The sequence below is a fragment of the Ruegeria sp. N10 genome (assembly GCF_056531545.1).
Map to the genome: position 1 here is coordinate 316,266 of NZ_JBQFLY010000002.1, position 21,763 is coordinate 338,028.

Genomic DNA, 21,763 nt, shown 5'->3' on the forward strand with positions numbered 1-21,763 from the left:
CACCCACCTGACGTCCATGGGCCGAGCGACCAAATTTCACCGTCCAAAGGTCGCTTTCTGACCATGCTTACAGATCGAGCTCGATCACACCATCCGGCGCCACAGCGCGGCTTTGGCACAGAATCATGGCCCCTTGGCGCTGCTTTTTGGACAGCACGAAATCCCGATGCTCGACCTCGCCCGAAAGGACACCACATTTGCACACACCACAGATACCATCGGCACATTTCACATCCACGTGGAAACCCGCCTCGTTCAGAACCTGCGCGGCATCCTTGTCTGCGGGCACCGGCAGCGTTCTACCAGAACGCGCGAGTTTCAGGGTAAATGGGTGATTTTCGTATTCCGGGGTTTCCGGGACAGAGAAATATTCAAGATGTCGGGCCTCTTCGGGGAAACCCTGATGTTCGGCCGCCTGCATGACGCCATCCATGAACCGATCAGGCCCGCACGTATAGACGTGCCATCCCTGCTGATACCCCGAAAGGATCGCATCCAGATCAGCGCGCGTGCCTTCATCCGAGAAATGGTAGTGGACGCGGTTCGCCCAGGGCATCCCCGCCAGATCATCCAGATACCCCGCACCGCCCCGCGTCCTGGCCGAGTAGTGCAACTCGAAATCCATGCCCAATGCATGCAGGCGATGAGCAAATGCGATCATCGGAGTGATACCGATACCACCCCCCATCAAAATGGTTCTGGACGCCTCTTCGTCCAGTTCGAAATGGTTGATCGGTTTCGATATGAAAACCTTGCGCCCTACGTTGAAAATTCGGTGCAGCAATGCCGAGCCACCCCGCCCTTCATCCTCGCACAGAACACCGATCTGATAGGTTCCCCGTTCTGACGGGTCGCCGGACATGGAGTATTGTCGCAGGAACTCTGGCGCTACAAGCACATCCAGATGCGCACCTGCGGACCATTCCGGAAGCGGCGCACCGTCAAGGGAGGCAAATTCATACTTGGTGACGTCAGCGGTCATCTTGTCGACCTTAGTCACAGCGACCCTCATCACCGGCGCATCACCTGCGACCTGATAGCGATGAATGATCGACATATCCCCCGCAGCTTTGCGCGCCTTGTAGTCTTTGGCTGTCACCAAAGCCTCATAGGCGGCAATTCCTGCCTCGCGATCCATTGCAAACGGATAGGGCCAAGGGTGCGGGGCCAAATAGGCCGGGTAGACCGCCAATGTCTGATCCTCGTATCTAAGGTCCAGATCCTTTTGCAGATCGCGCCGGTTCAAAGGGTGTGTTGTTGGCCGATACGCCCCGTCGGGCTGCAACTCGATATCCCACCACCATTTCTTGGTGTCGTTCAAACCGCCATTGCCAACCGCATCATCCAGCTTGGCCAATGCAGGCGCCGCAGAGGGGATGTTCATCGCGGCCCAACGGAACGGGCGCTCCTTGAAGATACCCTCAAGGTTCCAGGGGCAGGTCTTCATGCACCGCCCGCACATCGCGCCTCCCGGAGTGGTCACGCGGTAGGTCGCGCATTTCTGGCTGTCGGATTTCCAGATTTCATAGCCGTTGAACATCAGCTTTGGCCCAGCCGTGATCGCGCCCGATGGGCATTCGCGCGCGCATTTGTTGCAAGATTCGCAAAAGCTTTGCAGACCGAAATCGATGGGCCTGTCATGCACGATCGGCATATCCGTGGTCACCACGCCTGATTTCAGTCGCGGCCCAAGATAGGGGTTCAGGATCACTTCGCCGATCCGGCTGACTTCGCCCAGACCGGACAGCAACAAAAGCGGAGGTTGCAGAACTTCGCCATCCATCACCGTATGCGCCTTGGCCTTGTAGCCAAGATTGCGGATCTGCTGTGCAATCACGCCACCCAGCAAGGAAAATCGCAGATAGGCGCGCATCGATTGGGCGACGCTGATCCAGTCGTCGCCGCTGGCACCCTCCATCGTTTCATAACCCTGATCGATGATCATGCTGACGGCCTGATCATGGGGCGGCACGATTTCTTCGCCCGTTGCGTCATGGGAATACCATGTCCATTCCGGACACCGGCTGAGACCCACCGCATCGCCCCCCAGAAAATAGGTCGCAGCCTTGATGTTTGCTGCGTTGCGTTGTGCGTCAGATGGCTTGGGCGCGTCAGCGCTTTCACCGTCCTGCAACAGTACAAACGCACCCAAAGCACGGCGTTGGGCAAAACTCGGCGCTGCCTTGCGGACATAATACCCGCCTTTGGCCGCATCCTGTAGCGACTTGCCCATATCTCCGAACTGCGCCCGAGCAAACATATCTGCACGCTTGGGCACACGAGCGACATTCTCTTCATCAATAAAGGTCGTTGGTGTCTCGACCCGTTTGAGTTTCTCAATCGGATGCGCCCCGTCCACATAGCGCCGTTTGGCATATGGGTCACGGTTGAGGGCGTTCTTGGCAAAGCCCGTGCCCAACCACCATGCCGGCCCCTGCGTCCGGAACCAGGGCTGATCGGCCATAGGCTTCAGCGGTTTGTCATGGGCCATCGGCATGTCAGTCGTCACAGCGGCCAAACCAAAGCGCTGGCCCAGCCAGGGCACGACAACCTCTCCATCCTCGACCGAAGCCAACCCGGCGGCGACCGCCAGCTTGCCCAAATCGACGTCGGTCGACATCATGCTGTGCGCCCGCGCGTCAAAGCCCAAAAGGCGAATGTAATTGGCAATGACCACCGCATTCTCGGTCGCCAGCAGACAGGCGCGATGGTCCTGCGCGTCGACTATCCAATCAGCGCCGGGTTCGGACGGGTCGGGATCGCGGTTGTGTTCATAAAGAAAGACAATGCTGTGCCGATGGCTGTCGATCGGCTTGGGCGCGGCCTCCATGCTGTCTTTCAGATCAGCCATGATGACGTCGATCCCGGATGCCAGCGTTTTGGTCTGACGGGTGCGCAACGCGTGGGCAAGCCGGTCAATATCGGGATTGCGGCGGGCCTCGGACAACAGGGCGTCAGATGGCAGTGGACCGCACCCCATCATCGACGCATCGTTGAAGTAGCCGAACGCTTTTATGTGGTTGGCCCGTTCCTGCGGGTTAGATGGAATCTCGGACGCAACCGGGTTCACCATTCCGTCGCGGATGGCGTCCATCATCGCCTGAAACTCACCCATCGCATTGACGATGCTGTCAGGGTGTTCCAGTCGGTGGAAGCTCAGCTCGGCCATAGGGGGCACAAGCGACAGATCCGGCATGTCATCTTGCCGGTCCAAACGCTCCAGCGGGTAGCCGCCCATATGAACGGGCCGGTTTCTGTCCGAGAATAAACGGATCCCCATCGAATATCTCCTGTTGATGCCCGTCCCGTACCCCGCCATGGACAGCAAATCCATTCATGATTAATCATAAATGGTATGAGCAAAATCGATTTCACTGACCTTGATGGCAAAGTTCTACGCACTTTTTTGACGATACTCGAGGAAAACTCGGTCTCGAAAGCCGCAGATCGGCTGGGGGTTACGCAATCTGCGATCAGTCATACTCTGGCCAAACTGCGGCAGGTCCTGGGCGACCCGCTTTTTGTTCGCTCAGGTCAGGGTCTGACGCCAACCGAACGGGCCCTGTCCCTGAAAGAGCCTGCGCAACAGGTACTGGACGGGATGCGCGCGCTGACCGACGGTCGACCGTTCGATCCGCTGTCGGAACGGATCAACATCCGCATCGCCACCAATGACATGCCACGAGAGCTGATCTTTCCACGGTTGCTGCGTGACACACGCGCCGAAGGCGCGCGCCTGCGGTTGGAATTCATCCCATCGGGTGTGCCCGACCCCGAATTGTTGCGCAGCGACCGGTGCCAGTTGATGCTAACCCCGCTGCCGCCCGACGGACCGGATATTTTCCAGAAAAGACTGATCGAAAGCCCGCTGATGGTGTTCTACGACGCCACGCAACGCACGCCCCCGGACAGTTGGGAAGACTATTGCCACAGCGACCATGTCGAGGTGCGATTTGCCGATGGCCGAAACGCCCGCGCCGTCATGCGCGGCGTTGATCAAAGCCAGATCAATCCTGCGGTTGTAACCCTGCCGCATTTCAACGCGATCCCGGCCTTTGTGCAGGGCAGCGACCTGATCTCGACAGATACGGCACTGATGAAACAGGGTCCGTTGGCCGCGCTGGATTGCGCACCTTTACCCTTCGCCTGTCCCCCTGTGTCCATCTACATGGTCTGGCATCAAAGATCGGCCAATGACCCCGCCCACCGCTGGTTACGCGGCCGGATAGAAGCCATCGCAGCGTCCCTTCAGACCTGAGACAGCCGTCAGCTGCGCATAACCAAAGCCAGGTTCGGCTGCGGGACACGGTCACGAGTACTCAACAAAACTGATTGGTCAAACCGCAAATCATTCGCCATCCTGAAACCAAATCAAAACGGAGATCTCAGATGGAGAAAGTAGCACTTATCACAGCAGGCGGCAGCGGCATGGGCGCGGATTCCGCGAGGCGGCTGGCCGCGGACGGTTTCAAGGTCGGGATTCTGTCATCCTCGGGCAAGGGCGAAGCGCTGGCGCATGAGTTGGGAGGCGTCGGTGTAACCGGCTCGAACCAGTCCACGGTGGATCTGCAAAAGCTTGTTGATGCGGCCATGGCCCATTGGGGGCGCATTGACGTCTTGGTCAATTCCGCCGGCCACGGCCCCCGTGCTCCGATCCTTGAGTTGACGGACGAGGATTGGCACACCGGTATGGACGTCTACTTTATGAATGCGGTCCGCACCACGCGGCTTGTGACACCGATCATGCAGGCGCAGGGCGGTGGATCGATCATCAATATCTCGACCTTCGCTGCATTCGAACCTGACCCGGTTTTCCCGACCTCAGGTGTGTTTCGCGCCGGGCTGGCCGCGTTCACCAAACTGTTCTCGGACAAATACGCTGCCGAAAACATCCGCATGAACAACATCCTGCCCGGTTTCATTGACAGTCTGCCCGAAAAAGAAGAATTCCGCGCACGCATTCCCATGGGGCGCTATGGGCGCAGTTATGACGAGGTCGCTTCGGTCGTGGCCCTGCTGGCATCCGAAGGCGGTGGCTACATCACCGGGCAGAATATCCGGGTTGATGGTGGCATCACCCGCTCGGTCTGAATTTCAGATCCGCGCCTTTATCAGATGCGTCAGTGCCGCACCGGATTCGAAAAAGGCGCGGCGCACGCGCGTCCAGCTTTCGCGATGCTCACGCACCACAGGGACCGGCAAAAGCGAGGGGTCACCTGCAAGAAGACTTTCGGCCATCATTCGACCGAACACCGTGCCAGGGCCGATACCACGGCCGGAATATCCGTGCGCGGCCAGAGCGTTGGGGCCAATCTGCGTGATTTTCGGGATATGGTCCGAGGTCATGGCAATCCGCCCGTGCCAACCCTGTTCAAACGGCTGATCGGCAAGCTGAGGATAAAGCTCAGCCAGTTTGCGTCGGACCCATCCGGTATGCGCGCTGCGTCCTGCATTCCCCAGATCACCCATGCCGCCAATGATCATCCGCCCCGCCTGATCCAGCCGGAAGGACGTCATGATCAGCCCGGTATCCCAGCATCCTTCTGCCTGCGGCAGAATGCTGGCGCGCAGATTATGCGACAGCGGGGCTGTAGCGTATTGAAAGTAATAAACGGGAACATAGGCAGGCGCAGTATCTGGCAAGCCAAGGTGATAGGCGTTGGTTGCCTGAATGACGGACTTGGCCCTTACAGTCCCGTCCGGTGTGGTCAACACCCATTGCCCACCTTCGTACCGAAGGGTCTGCACCGCGCTTTGTTCATGGATCTGCACCCCGGCCTGAGACGCGGCACGCGCCAATCCCATGACATAAGCCAAGGGTTGTATTGTTCCTGCGCGAGGGTCGAACAACGCCCCATGAAAAGCATCGCTGCCGGTCCGGTCACGGGCCTGATCCGCCGACAGCAGCGCTACCGGCGCGCCAGACCCGCTTAGCTGCGCATGTCGCGTTTGCAGGTCCTTCAGGCCCGAGGCGGAATGCGCGCAATGCAGGGTTCCGTTGCGAATGGGCTCACATGTGATGCCGTGTTCTTCGATCAGGGAAAAAACGTCTGACGGTGCTTTGCCCAGCAGATCGATCAGGCGATCACCAGCCTCTGCACCGATATGCGCGCGGATCTCATCCGGTGGCAGCCACAGCCCGGCATTGACCAGACCGACATTGCGCCCTGACCCGCCAAACCCGATCTTCTGCGCTTCAAGCAAACAGACCGAAGCGCCGGTACGGGCTGCCGTCAAGGCAGCTGAACACCCGGTATATCCGCCACCTATGATGGCCAGATCAACGCTTGTGTCACTTCTCAGCGGCAGAGCTGTGACTAATTCGGTACATGTGGTCCGCCACAGGGCTTGTTCGGGATCGTTCACGTCAGACCTCTGAGTCTTGTCGGCGGATCATCATACCGCTGCACGTCCTTTGCAAGTGGGCAACTGCGGTCGGGTCAGCAAAGAAAAAACCCCGCAAGCACGGGCCTGCGAGGTCCAAAAGAAGCGAATAGTCCGTCAGGGATGATGACATCAGGCAAGAGGCCGCCCGGATACCTTCAGACGTCGAGCGACCTTGCAATCACCTCTTTCATGACCTCGTTCGTGCCGCCGTAAATCATCTGCACGCGCGCGTCTGCGTAGAGGCGGGCAATCGGATACTCCATCATAAAACCGTAACCGCCGAACAGCTGCAGGCATTCGTGCATGATTTCGTTCTGCACCTCCGAGCCCCAGTATTTGGCCATCGAGGCGGTTGCCGCGTCCAGTTCGCCTGCCTCCAGCTTGCCGATACAGTCATTGACGAAACTGCGCAGAACCTCGGCCTTGGTCTTGCATTCCGCAAGCTTGAAACGTGTGTTCTGGAAATCCATCACCCGCTGACCGAACGCTTTGCGCTCCTGCACGTACTTTACCGTTTCGGCAATGGCAAAATCGATCGAACCCAGCGCCATGATCGCGATATTCAGCCGTTCCCATGGCAGTTGCTTCATCAACTGATAAAACCCATGACCTTCCTCAGCCCCCAGCAGGTTCGTCATCGGAACTTTGACATCTTCGAAAAACAGCTCGGCCGTGTCGTTGCCCTTCATCCCCAGTTTCTTGAGGTTGCGCCCCCTGCGAAACCCCTCGGCCCCTTCGGTTTCGACCACGATCAATGACACACCCCGCGCGCCCTCGGACTTATCAGTCTTGGCAGCCACGATGATCAGATCCGCCGTCTGGCCATTCGTGATGAAGATTTTCGAGCCATTCAGCCGGTAGGAGTTTCCGTCCTTCTCGGCCGTTGTGCGCACAGCCTGAACATCCGAGCCGGTGCTGGGTTCCGTCATGGCAAGTGCACCGACCATTTCGCCCGAAGCCAGTTTGGGCAGCCATTTCCGTTTTTGATCTTCGCTGCCATAAGCGGTAAGATAATGGGTCACGATCGACTGAATACCATAGCCCCAGCCGGCGTCGCCCCGTGCGCCCTGTTCGTACGCGGTGATGGCGTCAAAGCCCATACCACCGCCGACGCCGCCATATTCTTCGGGGATTGCACCAGCCATCAGGCCGGTTTCACCCGCTTTGCGCCAGAAGTCGCGATCAACGGCCCCGTTTTCAACCCAGGTTTCGATATTCGGCGACAGTTCGTCATCCATGAACCGGCCAGCCATATCCGCGAACATGCGGTGTTCGTCGGTGACCCATGCCGCGGTCGAAGTGAAAAGTGACATCAAAGGCTCTCCAAACAGTCTTTCGCAAAAGCCTAACGGTCGGCCCGATTCCCGCCAATCCACGTGACGTGGCGTTCCGACTTCGAACAACGCAACGTTTCTTTGCTAAGTAACTAAAAGAACCTGCTTGTTTTTAAGGAAATTAACTCAGCGCCAATGCCAGCAATTGCTGTGCTGCATCCCTGGCGTCTTCCGCAGGATCACAATTCTTGAGCAAAACCGCGGACACGATTGCCCCTTCCTGCAACAACACGATCTGGCTGGCGAGTTTCTGAGGATCACGCGCACTAGCTTGTTCAGCGACGGACGTGAAATGCTCCAGCAACAGCTGCTTATGTTCGGCAGCCTGCACATGGATCGGATGATCTGTATCCTGATATTCAGCCCCGGCCTTGATGAACATGCAGCCCCGGAACCCATCCTCTTCGAACCATTCCTTCAAGGCATCAAAACTAGCGATGAGTTGCTCGGCCGGTGTTTCTGCCATCTCTTCGATGCGCCGATAGAACCACTCGCGAAAATTCTCATCCCGCAGGCGCAGAGCGGCTACGATCAGGTCTTCCTTGGTGCGGAAATGTTTGTACATCGACGTTTTCGACACGCCCGTTTCCGCCACCAGCTTATCCATGCCGGTCGCGTGAAACCCGTCGCGGTAAAAAACCTTCAGAGCTTTGCTGACAAGTTCATCCCGTTTGTTTGGACGCATGATTCGGCTCCATGGTGTACCGTTCTGTACATATTACCCCGAAACATGAAGTACAACCGGCCTAACACAAATCATTGTTTTCATTAGAATTCATGGCTCGCCTTGAACCGCGCGGAAAATTTTCTGCTTTTCCCCTTGCAAAAGTTAACAGATCGGTACACCTTATTAGAAAGTTAACCGATCAGTACACCAGAGGATTTGACCGATGAAACGTCGCGCCAGCATATTCCCCCCTCAGTACGTTCCATTTCTTCTGACACTGGCCATCCTTGCCGCCTCTCTGACCTGAAAGCCCCCTGCACCATGTCCCGCCCCCCACTTCCCCCCTTCACGTTCGAAACTGCCACACAAAAAGTACGCATGGCCGAAAACGCCTGGAACAGCCGCGATCCCGACCGCGTCACCCCCGCATACACAGATGACAGTCAGTGGCGTAACCGGGCGGAATTTCTGTCAGGACATGGCGAAATTCACGCCTTCCTAAGCCGTAAATGGCACAAGGAGCTGGACTATCGACTGATCAAGGAACTCTGGGCCTTTACCGGTAATCGCATCGCCGTTCGTTACGCTTACGAGTGGCACGACGATAGCGGTCAGTGGTTCCGGTCTTATGGCAACGAGAATTGGGAATTTGCCGAAGACGGGCGCATGTCGCATCGGCATGCCTCGCTGAACGATCACCCCATAGCCGAAAGCGACCGCTTGTTCCATTGGCCATTGGGTGAACGCCCCGATGACCATCTCGGGCTTTCTGATCTGGGTCTTTGAAAGGACATACCGTGCCGCGTGCGTTTTCCGAACTGACCTTCACCCCTACCGTCCGTGCCCATCAGGAGCGGATGGGATCGGCAAAAACCTATGCCAAATTCATTGAAAGTGGCCCGCAACAGGGCCATTTGATCGGCGAGCCGGAAAAACAGTTCATTCAGGCGCGCGACGGGTTTTATCAATCCTCGGTGTCTGAAACAGGCTGGCCTTATGTGCAGTATCGCGGCGGGCCGGTCGGGTTTCTGAAAGTACTGGGGCCCCAAACCATCGGATATGCCGATTTTTCGGGTAACAAACAGTATATCTCGCGCGGGAATCTGGACGGCAACGATCGGGTCGCGTTGATCCTGATGGATTACGCCAATCAACGTCGTTTAAAGATCCTGGGGCGTGTCGAATTCACGGAGGGTCAAGCCGCCGCTGCCAGCTTGTATCCAGAAGAGGCCGAAGCCCCTGCAGAGCGGGCGGTGATCATACGTGTTGAGGCGCTTGACTGGAACTGCCCGCGCCACATCACGCCGCGTTTCACCGAAGCCGAACTGCGACCGCATCTGAACAGTTTGGGCCAGCAACTCGCGCAGTTGCAGGCTGAAAATGAAAGGCTGAAACAAGAGCTGTCAAAGCTCTCGTGACGCGTAAGACACCACAGATTTTATTGAGTATAAACAGGGAATAAGCCAATGGTTCGTTCGGTCTTTCAGCTTTCTGCGGCGTGCCTTGCCGGAGCGGCCCTGATCCTTATGATAATGATGTTTGGTTTTTTTGCTTCGCCCAGCGCCGTCCGAACATCACCACCTTCTGTGTTCAGCACCATCCTGTTCAACCATTTGCAGCAATAGCAATGCCGCGCGTTCAACCGCGACTGGTCTGAACCATCGCTTCGATACCGGCTGCACAAAAATCGATCAGGCGTTCCACTTCTGACACCCTGCCGCCTTGCGACAGGGCCCCGACCCGCCAGCCACTGTTGAGATGCGCCAGCATTGCCGAAACGGAATAGACCTGGCCGCTGGCCAGCAGCGCAGGGTCAACATCTGGATAAAGAGCAGCGATTTCGTCGATAAAAAGCCGGGCGGTCGGATCGAAACACTCTGCCGCGACATCGCGCCAACGGGGATCGACCGAGACATGCGCCACAAGGCGCCCATAGGCCATCCATCCCGAACCGCCTGTTTCTGCCAGTTCCACATAAGGCCGGATAAAACTGTCCAAGATTCCGCGCAGTGTCAGTGGACCCGCCCCTTTGGCCCTGTTCAGCGCATCGGTTCTGATCTGTGCCAGTTTGCCAGCACGACGTGCTATGGCGCGAAAAAACAGCTCCTCCTTGCCGCCGCCATGGTGATGAACAAGGCCAACCTGAACGCCTGCAAGCGCAGCGATATCGCGGATCGACGCACCTTCGAATCCGCGTTCAGCAAAGACTGTTTCGGCGGCATCCATGATTCGCGCTTTGGTTTCCAAAGACCGCTTGGACGGTGCCCTTTGTCTTGGTTTTTCTAAGTTTTTCAGCGTCATGGATTTCATCTTGCCTTATTTTGGTCGTTCGTTCAATTTAAACCTCGCGAACTTTGGGAGGGTTCATGACAGAAACGCGCGACGAATTCGCCCTGATCGGGGCGGGACCAATGGGTTTGGCCGCGGCCAAGGTGCTGAAAGAACAGGGGATCGCATTCCAGGGGTTTGAGTTGCATTCGGATGTTGGCGGTCTGTGGGATATCGATGCCCCAAGATCAACCATGTACGAGTCGGCGCACCTGATCTCTTCCAAACGCATGACCGAATTTGCGGATTTCCCCATGGATGACGCAGTCGCCGAGTACCCCTCGCACCGGGCGATGCGCGACTATTTCCGCGCATTTGCGGATCGTTTCGGGTTGCGTGAGAATTACAAATTCCATGCAGAAGTCACTCAGGTCTCTCCGCTGGGCAATCCGGGTGACGGTTGGCGCGTGTGCTGGCGGGATCAGGATGGCGACCATCAGGCCGAATATGCCGGCGTACTCATTGCGAACGGCACCCTGTCGGAACCGAATGTACCCAGCTTTCCGGGTACGTTTGACGGCGAGTTGATCCATGCCTCACAATACCGGTACCCCAGTCAGTTCGACGGCAAGCGTGTGTTGGTCGTGGGCGCAGGTAATTCCGGCTGTGACATCGCAGTGGACGCGATCCATCACGCGAAACGCTGCGATCTGTCGATGCGGCGCGGGTACTATTTCGTCCCGAAATACGTCTTTGGCAAACCCGCTGACACAATGGGCGGAAAGATCCGTCTGCCGATGTGGCTGAAGCGTAAGGTCGACAGCCTGATCCTTGGCTGGTTTGTCGGCGATCCGCAGAAGTACGGCTTTCCCAAACCGGATTACAGGCTGTACGAAAGCCACCCCGTGGTGAATTCGCTGGTTCTGTATCACGCAGGCCATGGCGATCTGAGAATCCGCCCGGACATTAAACGGCTGGAAGGCCACACTGTGCATTTCAAGGACGGCTCCTGCGACGACTATGACATGATCCTCGCCGCGACCGGATACAAACTGCACTACCCGTTTATCGACAAGGACCTGCTGAACTGGCAAGGCGATGCCCCGCATCTGTATCTGAACACGATACATCCCGAACGGGACGATCTGTTCGTGCTGGGCATGGTCGAGGCCACAGGTCTGGGCTGGCAGGGCAGGCACGAGCAGGCCGAGATGGTGGCGCGCTACATCAAGGGGCTTCGACACGGCTGCCCCGTGGCAGCCGATCTGCAAGCAGAAAAGCAAAAAGACTATACGCGCGCCACCGGAGGCATGAACTATATCGACCTGCCCCGCATGGCCTATTACGTGGACAAGAATACGTACAGAAAGGCTGTCACCGGCTGGATCGACCGGCTGCGGAAGGCCATCGCATGAGTGGCATTGACCAGATCACACTGAATTTCAGTCCGGCGTCTCTGACGCTGTTGAATGCCATTCTGGCAATCGTGATGTTCTCGATTGCCATCGACCTGACGCCTCGGGATTTTGACCGTTTAAGGCGCGCGCCCAAACCAGTGGTTGTCGGATTGATTTCACAACTCGTCGTCCTGCCTGCGCTGACCTTTGTGATGGTGTGGATTACCGCACCGCAACCGTCAATTGCGCTTGGCCTGATCCTTGTCGCGGCCTGCCCAGGGGGCAATATCTCGAACTTCATCACCCACCGCGCGGGCGGGAATGCAGCGCTTTCGGTGTCGATGACAGCCTTCGCCACTATCGGTGCAATCTTTATGACACCTTTCAACATTGCGCTTTGGGGCGGGCTTTACCCACCGACCCGCGCAATCCTGCAACAGACCCAGATCGACCCAATGCAGATCGCAATCCTGGTCGGTCTGATGCTGATCCTGCCGCTGGTTCTGGGAATTACGCTGAATCAACGCCTCCCCGCCTTGACGGCACGGTTACGCGCACCGCTGCAACTTCTGTCGATGGGTATCTTTGCTGGGTTTATCGTACTTGCTCTGGCTGCCAACTGGGGGTTTTTCCTTGGGTTTGCCGGGGCTGTTGCCGGGCTTGTGATCCTTCACAATGCCCTGGCGCTGGGGGGCGGTTGGGTTGTGGCCACTCTGACCGGGCTGTCCCCCTTTGACCGCCGCGCCATCACCATTGAGACCGGAATTCAGAACTCTGGACTTGGGCTTGTCCTAATCTTTGCATTTTTCAACGGTCTTGGCGGCATGGCCGTGGTCGCCGCATTCTGGGGAGTATGGCACGCTATCTCGGGCCTGGCTTTGGCGTCGGTCATGGCACGAACCGAGGCCGCACGATGACCCGCATCCTGATTACCGGTGCTGCCGGGATGGTCGGGCAAACGCTGTTGCCCGAACTTGTGGGGAACGAGGTTTTTGCAACCGATCTGAAACGCCCGGTTAACCTGCCGCAAGACGCCTCATTTTTGTCCATGGATGTTACAAGCGACGCTCCTGCACGTGTGATAGCCAAGGTGAAACCGGATGTGATTGTGCATTTGGCTTCTGTCGTGACGCCGCCACCGAAGATGGCGCGCGCCGTAGCCTATGCTGTCGATGTCGAAGGCACGCGCAATGTGGTGAATGCCGCCATCGCAAACGGGGTGCGCAGATTGGTCGTCACATCTTCCGGTGCCGCTTATGGCTATCATGCAGACAATCCTGTAGCGTTGCGCGAAGACGACCCATTGCGCGGCAACCCCGAGTTTCCTTATTCAGATCACAAGCGTCAGGTCGAAGAGATTTTGGCCGAAGCCCGCAGCGCCGCCCCCGATCTTGAGCAGGTTGTTCTGCGCGTGGGCACGGTTCTGGGGGCTGGAACCGAAAACCAGATCACCGCCCTGTTTCTCAAGCCACGTTTGCTGGCGGTATCCGGCAGCGAAAGCCCGTTTGTCTTTATCTGGACCCGGGATCTGGCTCGCATCCTTCAGCGTGCAGCAACCGACGGGCCAACCGGGATTTACAACGTCGCCGGTGACGGCACGATGGGCGTGACCGACTTGGCCCGCGCCATGGGAAAACCGGTTCTGCGCCTGCCCGCATGGGTGTTGAAAGCGGCCCTAGCCGTGGCGCGCCCACTGGGTTTATCTCGCTATGGGCCGGAACAGGTACGGTTCCTTCAATATCGGCCAGTTCTGGACAACTCCGCCCTGAAATCTGAATTCGGTTATGTGCCCGAAAAAACCAGCGCCGAGGTTTTTGCGCTCTGGCAACAGCAGGCCGGGTTATGAAAACCGCGGTCATCTCCGGCGGTGCGGGCGGTTTGGGACAGGCTCTAAGCCGCGCATTGCAAGCCCGTGGGTGGCGGGTGGTGCTGTTGGATCTTGATGTGTCCGGTCTCCAAACAGAACCGAACCAACTGCCAATTACCTGTGATCTGACAGACCCCGAACAGCTTGCCAACGCAATTCAAAGGTCGATCACGTCAAGCGACAGCATTGATCTGGTCATCTACAACGCCGGGGTTACGCAAATTCGGGGGTTTGACCAGTCTGACACGGCCAGTCACCGTGCACTGTTCGATATCAACTATTTTGCAGCCGTTGAGATGGCTCGTGCATTCTTGCAGCCTCTCCGCGTGTCAAAGGGAACGCATCTGGCTATCTCGTCGGTGGCTGGATTCGCTCCGCTCTGCCATCGCACGGCTTATGCAGCCTCGAAACACGCGCTTGAGGGTTTTTTCAAATCGCTTCGATCCGAAGAAAAGCCACATGGCGTTCAGGTTCAGATTGCAGCGCCGTCTTTTGTGGCCACCAACCCCGACAACGCAATGGAGCAACCCGACGGAACCGCGCGCCCCGGATCGGCCAAGGACGGAATGGACGAAATGAGCCCCGAGAGCGCCGCCGTGGCGATCCTGCGCGGACTGGACAAATCGCAGCCCATGATCCCGGTCGGACGCGTTGCACACATGTCGTGGTGGCTCAACCGTCTGTCACCACGCCTGTATCAGCGCTTAATGGAGCGTAACATGCGCGGGCCGGGATCGTAGAATTTTGCCGCGACCCCCTTGACCTTCCTGTCACTGGAACCCCCATCTGGAGGGCAGAAAACCACGTGGGATGAGTCGCATGGCGCAAAAAGCACTGACAGAACTGAAAGTCACCGGCATGGGATGCGCGTCCTGTGTGGGCCGTGTCGAGGCTGCGCTGCGTAATGTATCTGGTGTTGATGCGGCCTCGGTCAATTTCGCGACTAAGACGGCGCAGGTGGAATTTGACGGGCCGGTTTCGGCCCTGACATCGGCGCTGGATGCAGCCGGCTATCCGGCTGAAACAAGTCAAGCGGATCTGAGCATCGAGGGCATGAGCTGCGCATCCTGCGTTGGTAAGATCGAGCGTGCGTTGGCATCCACCGCTGGCGTAATTGAAGCACAGGTCAATCTGGCAACTCGGACGGCCACGGTGACTTACGCGACAGCGGCAACTACACCCGAGGCGCTGGCACAGGTTATTACCGGAATTGGATACCCCGCGCGTATCCAAAGTGTTGCCGAACCAGAAAGCCGGGAAGACGACGAAATTCAGCGGCTAGCCCGTTCCACAATACTGGCAGCGGCACTGGCCCTCCCCGTATTCACTCTTGAGATGGGCGGGCACGTGATCCCCGCCTTCCACCATTGGATACAGGCGACCATAGGAACGCAGACGAGCCATTTGATTCAATTTGCCCTGACCTCGGCTCTGCTGATCGGACCGGGCCGTGTGTTTTACCGCAAAGGTATCCCGTCGCTGGTGCAGGGCACGCCGGACATGAACGCGTTGGTAGCACTTGGGACCGGCGCGGCTTATCTGTACTCGGTCACGGCAACTTTCGCGCCCGATCTGTTGCCGCAAGGTACAGCCAATGTCTATTTCGAAGCGGCCGCGGTGATCGTGGTTCTGATCCTTCTTGGCCGGATGATGGAGGCACGCGCCAAAGGCAAAACAGGGGCTGCGATCCGAAAACTGGTGGGTTTGCAACAAAAAACCGCGCGGGTCGAACTGGACGGACAGATACAGGACCGGCCAATCGCCGAAATCGTTGTCGGAGATATCCTGCACATCCGCCCCGGCGAGCGTGTACCGGTGGATGCCGATGTGCTTGAAGGCACCTCTTACGTTGATGAGAGCATGATCACGGGCGAGCCTGTGCCTGTTGGCAAGTCGGTGGGAGCGCCTGTTGTCGGCGGCACCGTGAATGGCACCGGCGCTCTACGGGTAAGCGCCACCCGGGTCGGTGGCGACACGGCTCTGGCACAGATCATTCGTATGGTGCAGCAGGCGCAGGGCGCGAAACTGCCTATTCAGGGGTTGGTGGATCGGATTACCTATCGCTTTGTTCCTGCGGTCATCGCTGTTGCGGTGATCACCGTCGCGCTCTGGCTGATCTTCGGCCCCAGCCCGGCCCTTCCCCTTGCGCTTGTCGCAGGTGTTTCAGTTCTGATCATCGCCTGCCCCTGCGCAATGGGGTTGGCGACCCCAACCTCGATCATGGTGGGTACCGGACGTGCGGCAGAACTGGGGGTATTGTTCCGCAAGGGTGATGCGTTGCAACAGCTTCAGCAGGCGCGCGTCATCGCGTTGGACAAGACCGGAACCCTGACGCTGGGACGCCCCGAACTGGACAGCGTGACAACGGCGAAGGGGTTTGACCGGGAGGAAGTTCTGCGACTGGCCGCAGCCCTTGAGGCACGGTCAGAACACCCGATCGCATCCGCCATCACCCGCGCGGGGCCCGCGACACTGCCAGAGGTATCGGATGTCCGTTCGCTTACCGGGCTTGGCCTGCAAGGGTTGGTCGAAGGCCGCGACGTGTTGATCGGGTCGCACCGGTTGATGCAGCAGCGTGGGATTACACTTGGAGCCCTGGCGGAAGAGGCCGAAGCCCGTGCCGCCCAGGGGGCAACCCCTCTGTTCGTCGCTCTGGATGGGCAGGCGGCGGCCACGTTGTCCGTTTCTGACCCGATCAAGCCCGGCACAGTGGAGGCGCTGGAACGGTTGCACCAGATGGGTTTGACCGTGGCAATGATCACTGGTGACAACGCGCGCACCGCGCAGGCTCTGGCCGACCGGCTGGGGATTGATCATGTCACTGCCGAGGTACTTCCCGATGGCAAGGTAGAAGCAATCACGGCCTTGCGGGACCGGTTCGGAGTGCTGGCCTTTGTCGGTGACGGGATCAACGACGCCCCCGCTCTGGCGGCGGCTGATATCGGCATCGCCATCGGAACCGGCACGGATGTAGCCATCGAAACAGCCGACATTGTCCTCATGTCTGGTGATTTGCGGGGCGTCGCGAATGCGACCGAGATCAGCCGCCGGACAATGAAGAATATTCGCCAGAATTTGGGCTGGGCCTTCGGATACAATGTCCTTCTGATACCGGTGGCTGCCGGTGCGCTGTACCCGTTTGGCGGCTATCTGCTGTCCCCAGCGCTGGCAGCTGGTGCAATGGCACTGTCGAGCGTTTTTGTGGTCTCGAATGCGCTGCGCCTGCGCCGTATTCGCGCCAGCGTGCCGGAAGCCTCAGGTACGGCCACCAAAGAGGTGCGCGCATGAATATCGGAGATGTTTCCACGCGCACCGGCCTGCCCGCCAAGACGATCCGGTATTATGAGGACATCAACCTGATCAAACCAATGCGCGACGACAATGGCTATCGCCGGTTTCGCGACCAGGACGTGCACAAGCTGAACTTTCTGGGCCGCGCCCGGGCTCTTGGGTTCACCATCGAGGATTGCCGGACCTTGCTGGCGCTGTACGAAGATGAAACCCGTGCCAGTGCCGACGTGAAACAAGTTGCACGCGACCATCTTGTTCAGATCGAAACCAAGATCGCAGACCTGAACGCCATGCGCGATACGCTAAGCCACCTGATCGACGCCTGCGCCGGGGACGACCGGCCCGATTGCCCGATCCTGCGGGATCTGGGTGGGAAAGGCTGACTTGGGGTTGCCCTTTGGGCGCAGCTTTGCTTTGTCTTCGCCAGAGATTTTGGTCAGGCCTGTTTCGCGGAAGCCGACCGAACAGCGGAGAGGATCACAAAATGGCAAAAGTCGCGTTCCTTGGCCTTGGTGTCATGGGCTATCCCATGGCCGGACATCTGCAAACCGCAGGCCATGACGTCACCGTTTACAACCGTACGACCACCAAGGCCGAGGCCTGGGTCGCGCAGCATGGCGGCGCGATGGCAGCCACTCCGAAAGACGCCGTCAAGGATGCTGAGTTTGTCATGGCCTGCGTCGGCAATGACGACGACTTGCGCATGGTTTGCACCGGTGAGGATGGCGCGTTTCAGGGAATGTCCAACGGGGCCATTTTTGTTGACCACACGACGGTTTCAGCAAAGGTCACGCGCGAGCTTTACGCTGCTGGCCTATCTCAGGGTATCGCTTTTGTGGACGCCCCGGTTTCGGGCGGTCAGGCCGGCGCTGAAAACGGCGTTCTCTCAATTATGTGTGGCGGCGATCAGACAGCTTATGATGCGGCTGAGCCGGTAATGAACGTCTATTCCAAAATCTGCCGTCGCCTCGGAGCCAGCGGCGCGGGCCAGATGACCAAGATGTGCAACCAGATCGCGATTGCCGGTCTGGTTCAGGGTCTCAGTGAAGCCTTGCACTTTGCCGAAAAAGCGGGCTTGGACGGAAAGGCTGTTGTTGAGGTGATCAGCCAGGGTGCTGCAGGCAGCTGGCAGATGGCAAACCGGTATGAAACCATGCTGAATGATCAGTTCGAACATGGCTTTGCTGTGGACTGGATGCGCAAGGATCTGGGGATTTGTCTGGATACGGCCAATGAAACCGGTGCGTCTCTGCCGGTGACCGCTCTGGTCGATCAGTTCTACAAGGACGTGCAGAAACTGGGCGGCGGGCGATGGGACACGTCATCGCTGTTCAAACGTTTGCGTGCCTTGGATTAAGGGGTCGGGGGGCTGTCTGCCCCCTCTTGTCCCTTTGGGCCAATTCACCCCCGAGGATATTTTCGGCCAGATGAAGAGGATCCCGGATGAGCGGGACGGAGAAAGACATGAGCGATTTGGTGAACTTCTGGGCGGACGCGCTGCGCCAAAACTGGGGACTGGACGCACGGTTGACTCGGCTGGATGGCGAATATGATCTGAACTTTCTGGCGCAAGCCACAAATGGTCAGGACTATGTGCTGAAAGTCATGCGCGCGGGGTGCGATGCGAGTCTGGTAGATCTTCAGATCGAAGCGCTTGCGCATATCGCCTCGGAAGCACCGGGGTTGCCGTTTCCCAAGGTGTTCCCGGCGTTGAACGGCGCAATGTTGCCGGAAATTTCCGATTCCGAAGGGAAATCGCGGCTGGTGTGGTTGCAGGAACGCCTGCCCGGGCGCTGCTATGCACAAGCGAACCCGAAATCCGAAGAGCTGATCCTGAAATTGGGTCGTGTTTTGGGCGCAACAGATCGCGCGCTGGAGGGGTTTCAGCATGAAGCTTTGCACCGCCCAGATTTCAAATGGGACCTGACACAAGCGGGTTGGATCAGTGACAAACTGGGCGCCATCAGCGATCCCGCGCGTCAGGCGTTGCTTCGGGATATCTGCAACGAATTCACGGCGATCACGGATAGGCTTGAGGGCCTGCCGAAACAGGCCATTCACAACGACGCCAATGATTATAACGTTCTGGTTGAAGGCGAATTGGGCGAGCGGAGGCGGGTTTCCGGCCTTATTGATCTGGGTGACATGTGTGCAGCACCGCGCGTCTGTGACCTTGCGATCGCCGGGGCCTATGTGGTGCTAGATCATGCCAGACCCGAGCGGGCATTAACTGCTCTCATACGGGGGTACCATGCCGCAAACCGACTGCAAGCCGAGGAGATCGACCTGATCTGGCCTCTGCTGCGGATGCGACTGGCAGTATCTGTCCTCAACTCGACCCTGATGGCGGTCGAAAACCCGGACGATCCATATGTGACAATCTCGCAGGCACCTGCGTGGCGGTTTCTTGAGAATGCATCCGTCAACGGCGGACTGATGTCTGCGCGTCTTCGGGCAGCGTGCGGGCTGCCGGTCGTGGACGGCGCAGAACGCATCCATGCGTATCTGCAAGAACATCGCGGCCGGTTTTCCCAACTGTTCGGTCAGGACCTAAGCGATGTTCCTATGGGGTCGTTGTCGGTTGAAAATTGTGTGTGGCCCCAGAACCCTTTCCACATGCCATTGGCCGAGGCCGCACATGTTGGTGAAGAATACGGCGAAGGGCTGTGGCTGGGCTATTACAACGAACCCCGCCTGATCTATGCCGAGCCGGGATTTCGCAAAGGGCCTTGGAAAGCCTCGGATCGGCGAACAGTGCATCTGGCGGTAGATGTGTTTGCACCTGCCGGGACAGTGCTGCATGCGCCAATGAGCGGGCGGGTCGAAGTGGTCGAGAACCGAGATCAGCACCTCGATTACGGTGCGGTGATAATCCTGCACCATGGAACGCCGGATAGCGATCCGTTCTACACGCTCTATGGTCATCTGGACCCGGAATGCTGTGACCGGTTGAAACCCGGCGATCCGGTGGCACAGGGGGCGGCGTTCGCCCGGTTGGGCGACGCCAGCCAGAATGGCGGATGGGCACCGCATGTGCATTTCCAGCTGGCGCTGACAACCAATGGCATGGAGGCGGATTGGCCCGGTGTCGGCGATCCGGATGAGATGGAGTTGTGGCACGCAGTCTGCCCGAACCCGGCGGCCTTACTGAACCTGCCGGATGACAAGGTTTTCTACCAACCCACCGACAAACAGGCGATCCTGCAAGGCCGCCGCGATCACTTTGGCGGCAACCTGTCGCTGACTTATGATGACCCTGTCATGCTCGTACGCGGGTGGAAACATCACCTGTTTGACGAATGGGGCCGCCCCTATCTGGACGCCTATAACAACGTCCCTCATGTGGGTCATGCGCATCCCCGCATTCAAGCTGTAGCGGCGGATCAGTTGAAGCGGATGAACTCGAATACCCGCTACCTGCATCCGGCACAGACAACTTTTGCTGACAAGATCCTGTCCAAACTGCCCGATCACTTCGAGGTCTGCTTCTTCGTCAATTCCGGAACTGAAGCGAACGAACTGGCCCTGCGGCTTGCCCGTGCCCATACCGGCGCCAAGGGGATCGTGACGCCAGACCATGGCTATCACGGCAATACGAATGCGGCTGTGGCGATATCGGCCTACAAGTTCAACAAACCCGGTGGCATCGGGAAAGCCGACTGGGTTGAACTGGTCGAGGTTGCGGACGACTATCGCGGTTCGTTCAAGCGTGACGATGCGGATCGGGCGCAGAAGTTTGCCGATCTTGTGGACCCGGCCATTGCTGCCTTGCAGGACCGGGGTCAGGGTCTGGCCGGGTTCATCGCCGAAACTTTCCCGTCTGTCGGTGGACAAATCATTCCGCCCAAAGGTTACCTGCCTGCGGTTTATGAAAAAATCCGTGCCGCCGGGGGTGTCTGCATAGCAGATGAGGTACAGACCGGTCTGGGTCGCCTGGGTGAGTATTACTTTGGATTTGAACATCAGGGCGCGCTTCCTGATATCGTGGTGATGGGTAAACCCATTGGTAACGGGCACCCTCTGGGTGTGCTGGTGACGACGCGGGCGATTGCCGACAGCTTCAATAACGGGATCGAATTCTTCTCGACCTTTGGCGGATCGACGCTGTCTTGCCGGATCGGCAAGGAAGTATTGGACATCGTCGATGATGAAGGCCTGCAGGACAATGCGCGTCAGATGGGTGACCGCCTGAAAATCGGGCTGCGCCAGATCGAAGCCGACTTTGGTTGCGTTGGCGATGTACGGGGCATGGGACTGTTTCTGGGTGTTGAGCTGATCAATCCCGACGGAACCGAAGGAACCGAGATTTGCAGCTATGTCAAAAATCGGATGCGTGATCACCGAATTCTGATCGGCAGTGAGGGACCAAAGGACAACATCCTGAAAATCCGCCCACCGCTGACGATTGAGGCCGAGGATGTGGACATGATCCTGTGGGCGCTAAGGGACGTGCTGTCCGAGGTCGGTGACTTCTCTCCTGCTCCGGTTTGCGGTCACGACCATCACCACGCGGGATGCGGGTGCTGCTGAAGGATTGACCCCGGCGCTTTGC

At 58.2% G+C, this 21,763-nt stretch carries 17 protein-coding genes; 12 read left to right on the forward strand and 5 right to left on the reverse strand.

Going from position 1 to position 21,763, the window contains the following annotated elements:
• Positions 1-67 precede the first annotated feature (67 nt).
• A complete protein-coding gene (locus ACR0JI_RS04880) occupies positions 68-3,280 on the reverse strand; it encodes a reductive dehalogenase (RefSeq protein WP_480493671.1) in 3,213 nt (1,070 codons plus the stop codon).
• A gap of 75 nt (positions 3,281-3,355) precedes the next feature.
• Between ACR0JI_RS04880 and ACR0JI_RS04885 the strand changes: the two genes are divergently transcribed.
• Together ACR0JI_RS04885 and ACR0JI_RS04890 are read left to right on the forward strand one after the other, a co-directional pair.
• A complete protein-coding gene (locus tag ACR0JI_RS04885) occupies positions 3,356-4,258 on the forward strand; it encodes a LysR family transcriptional regulator (protein ID WP_480493669.1) in 903 nt (300 codons plus the stop codon).
• Between the two features lie 131 nt (positions 4,259-4,389).
• Positions 4,390-5,091 carry an SDR family oxidoreductase gene (locus tag ACR0JI_RS04890; protein ID WP_480475618.1) on the forward strand — a complete coding sequence of 234 codons (702 nt, stop codon included), beginning with the start codon at positions 4,390-4,392 and terminating at the stop codon, positions 5,089-5,091.
• A gap of 3 nt (positions 5,092-5,094) precedes the next feature.
• Here the strand turns inward: ACR0JI_RS04890 and ACR0JI_RS04895 are convergent, their stop codons facing one another.
• From ACR0JI_RS04895 to ACR0JI_RS04905, 3 genes are all read right to left on the reverse strand, one after another.
• Positions 5,095-6,366 carry an NAD(P)/FAD-dependent oxidoreductase gene (locus ACR0JI_RS04895; protein ID WP_480493667.1) on the reverse strand — a complete coding sequence of 424 codons (1,272 nt, stop codon included), beginning with the start codon at positions 6,364-6,366 and terminating at the stop codon, positions 5,095-5,097.
• A 176-nt stretch (positions 6,367-6,542) separates the two neighbouring features.
• Positions 6,543-7,700, reverse strand: a complete 1,158-nt coding sequence (locus ACR0JI_RS04900; RefSeq protein WP_480493665.1) for an acyl-CoA dehydrogenase family protein — start codon at positions 7,698-7,700, stop codon at positions 6,543-6,545.
• Between the two features lie 142 nt (positions 7,701-7,842).
• Positions 7,843-8,406 (reverse strand): TetR/AcrR family transcriptional regulator, encoded by a 564-nt coding sequence (locus tag ACR0JI_RS04905; protein ID WP_480493663.1) that lies wholly within the window; start codon positions 8,404-8,406, stop codon positions 7,843-7,845.
• 303 nt (positions 8,407-8,709) lie between these two features.
• On the opposite strand from ACR0JI_RS04905, the gene ACR0JI_RS04910 reads away from it, so the two are divergent.
• Positions 8,710-9,174, forward strand: a complete 465-nt coding sequence (locus tag ACR0JI_RS04910; protein WP_480475610.1) for a nuclear transport factor 2 family protein — start codon at positions 8,710-8,712, stop codon at positions 9,172-9,174.
• Positions 9,175-9,185: 11 nt separating this feature from the next.
• Entirely contained in the window at positions 9,186-9,806 is a 621-nt protein-coding gene (locus tag ACR0JI_RS04915; protein ID WP_480475608.1) for a pyridoxamine 5'-phosphate oxidase family protein, read from the forward strand.
• 220 nt (positions 9,807-10,026) lie between these two features.
• On the opposite strand, the gene ACR0JI_RS04920 is transcribed toward ACR0JI_RS04915, so the two are convergent.
• Positions 10,027-10,614, reverse strand: coding sequence for a TetR/AcrR family transcriptional regulator (locus ACR0JI_RS04920; RefSeq protein WP_480879330.1), 588 nt, complete (start codon positions 10,612-10,614; stop codon positions 10,027-10,029).
• A 140-nt stretch (positions 10,615-10,754) separates the two neighbouring features.
• Here ACR0JI_RS04920 and ACR0JI_RS04925 point away from each other — a divergent pair, with 140 nt between their 5' ends.
• From ACR0JI_RS04925 to ACR0JI_RS04960, 8 genes are all read left to right on the forward strand, one after another.
• Positions 10,755-12,071, forward strand: a complete 1,317-nt coding sequence (locus tag ACR0JI_RS04925) for a flavin-containing monooxygenase (RefSeq protein ID WP_480493660.1) — start codon at positions 10,755-10,757, stop codon at positions 12,069-12,071.
• A complete protein-coding gene (locus ACR0JI_RS04930; protein ID WP_480475601.1) occupies positions 12,068-12,970 on the forward strand; it encodes a bile acid:sodium symporter family protein in 903 nt (300 codons plus the stop codon). Before ACR0JI_RS04925 ends, ACR0JI_RS04930 begins: the two co-directional genes overlap by 4 nt.
• On the forward strand, positions 12,907-13,899 hold the full coding sequence (locus ACR0JI_RS04935; RefSeq protein WP_480493659.1) for an SDR family oxidoreductase: 993 nt from the start codon (positions 12,907-12,909) through the stop codon (positions 13,897-13,899). Before ACR0JI_RS04930 ends, ACR0JI_RS04935 begins: the two co-directional genes overlap by 64 nt.
• Entirely contained in the window at positions 13,896-14,660 is a 765-nt protein-coding gene (locus tag ACR0JI_RS04940; RefSeq protein WP_480493658.1) for an SDR family NAD(P)-dependent oxidoreductase, read from the forward strand. The genes ACR0JI_RS04935 and ACR0JI_RS04940 overlap by 4 nt, the downstream gene beginning before the upstream one ends.
• Before the next feature lie 79 nt (positions 14,661-14,739).
• Entirely contained in the window at positions 14,740-17,208 is a 2,469-nt protein-coding gene (locus tag ACR0JI_RS04945) for a heavy metal translocating P-type ATPase (protein WP_480493657.1), read from the forward strand.
• Complete coding sequence (gene cueR, locus ACR0JI_RS04950; protein WP_480475593.1) at positions 17,205-17,594, forward strand: Cu(I)-responsive transcriptional regulator; 390 nt, start codon at positions 17,205-17,207, stop codon at positions 17,592-17,594. Before ACR0JI_RS04945 ends, cueR begins: the two co-directional genes overlap by 4 nt.
• Positions 17,595-17,653: 59 nt before the next feature.
• Positions 17,654-18,568, forward strand: coding sequence for an NAD(P)-dependent oxidoreductase (locus tag ACR0JI_RS04955; RefSeq protein ID WP_480476906.1), 915 nt, complete (start codon positions 17,654-17,656; stop codon positions 18,566-18,568).
• 107 nt (positions 18,569-18,675) lie between these two features.
• Positions 18,676-21,741, forward strand: a complete 3,066-nt coding sequence (locus tag ACR0JI_RS04960; RefSeq protein ID WP_480475591.1) for an aminotransferase class III-fold pyridoxal phosphate-dependent enzyme — start codon at positions 18,676-18,678, stop codon at positions 21,739-21,741.
• The last annotated feature ends 22 nt before the right edge of the window (positions 21,742-21,763 follow it).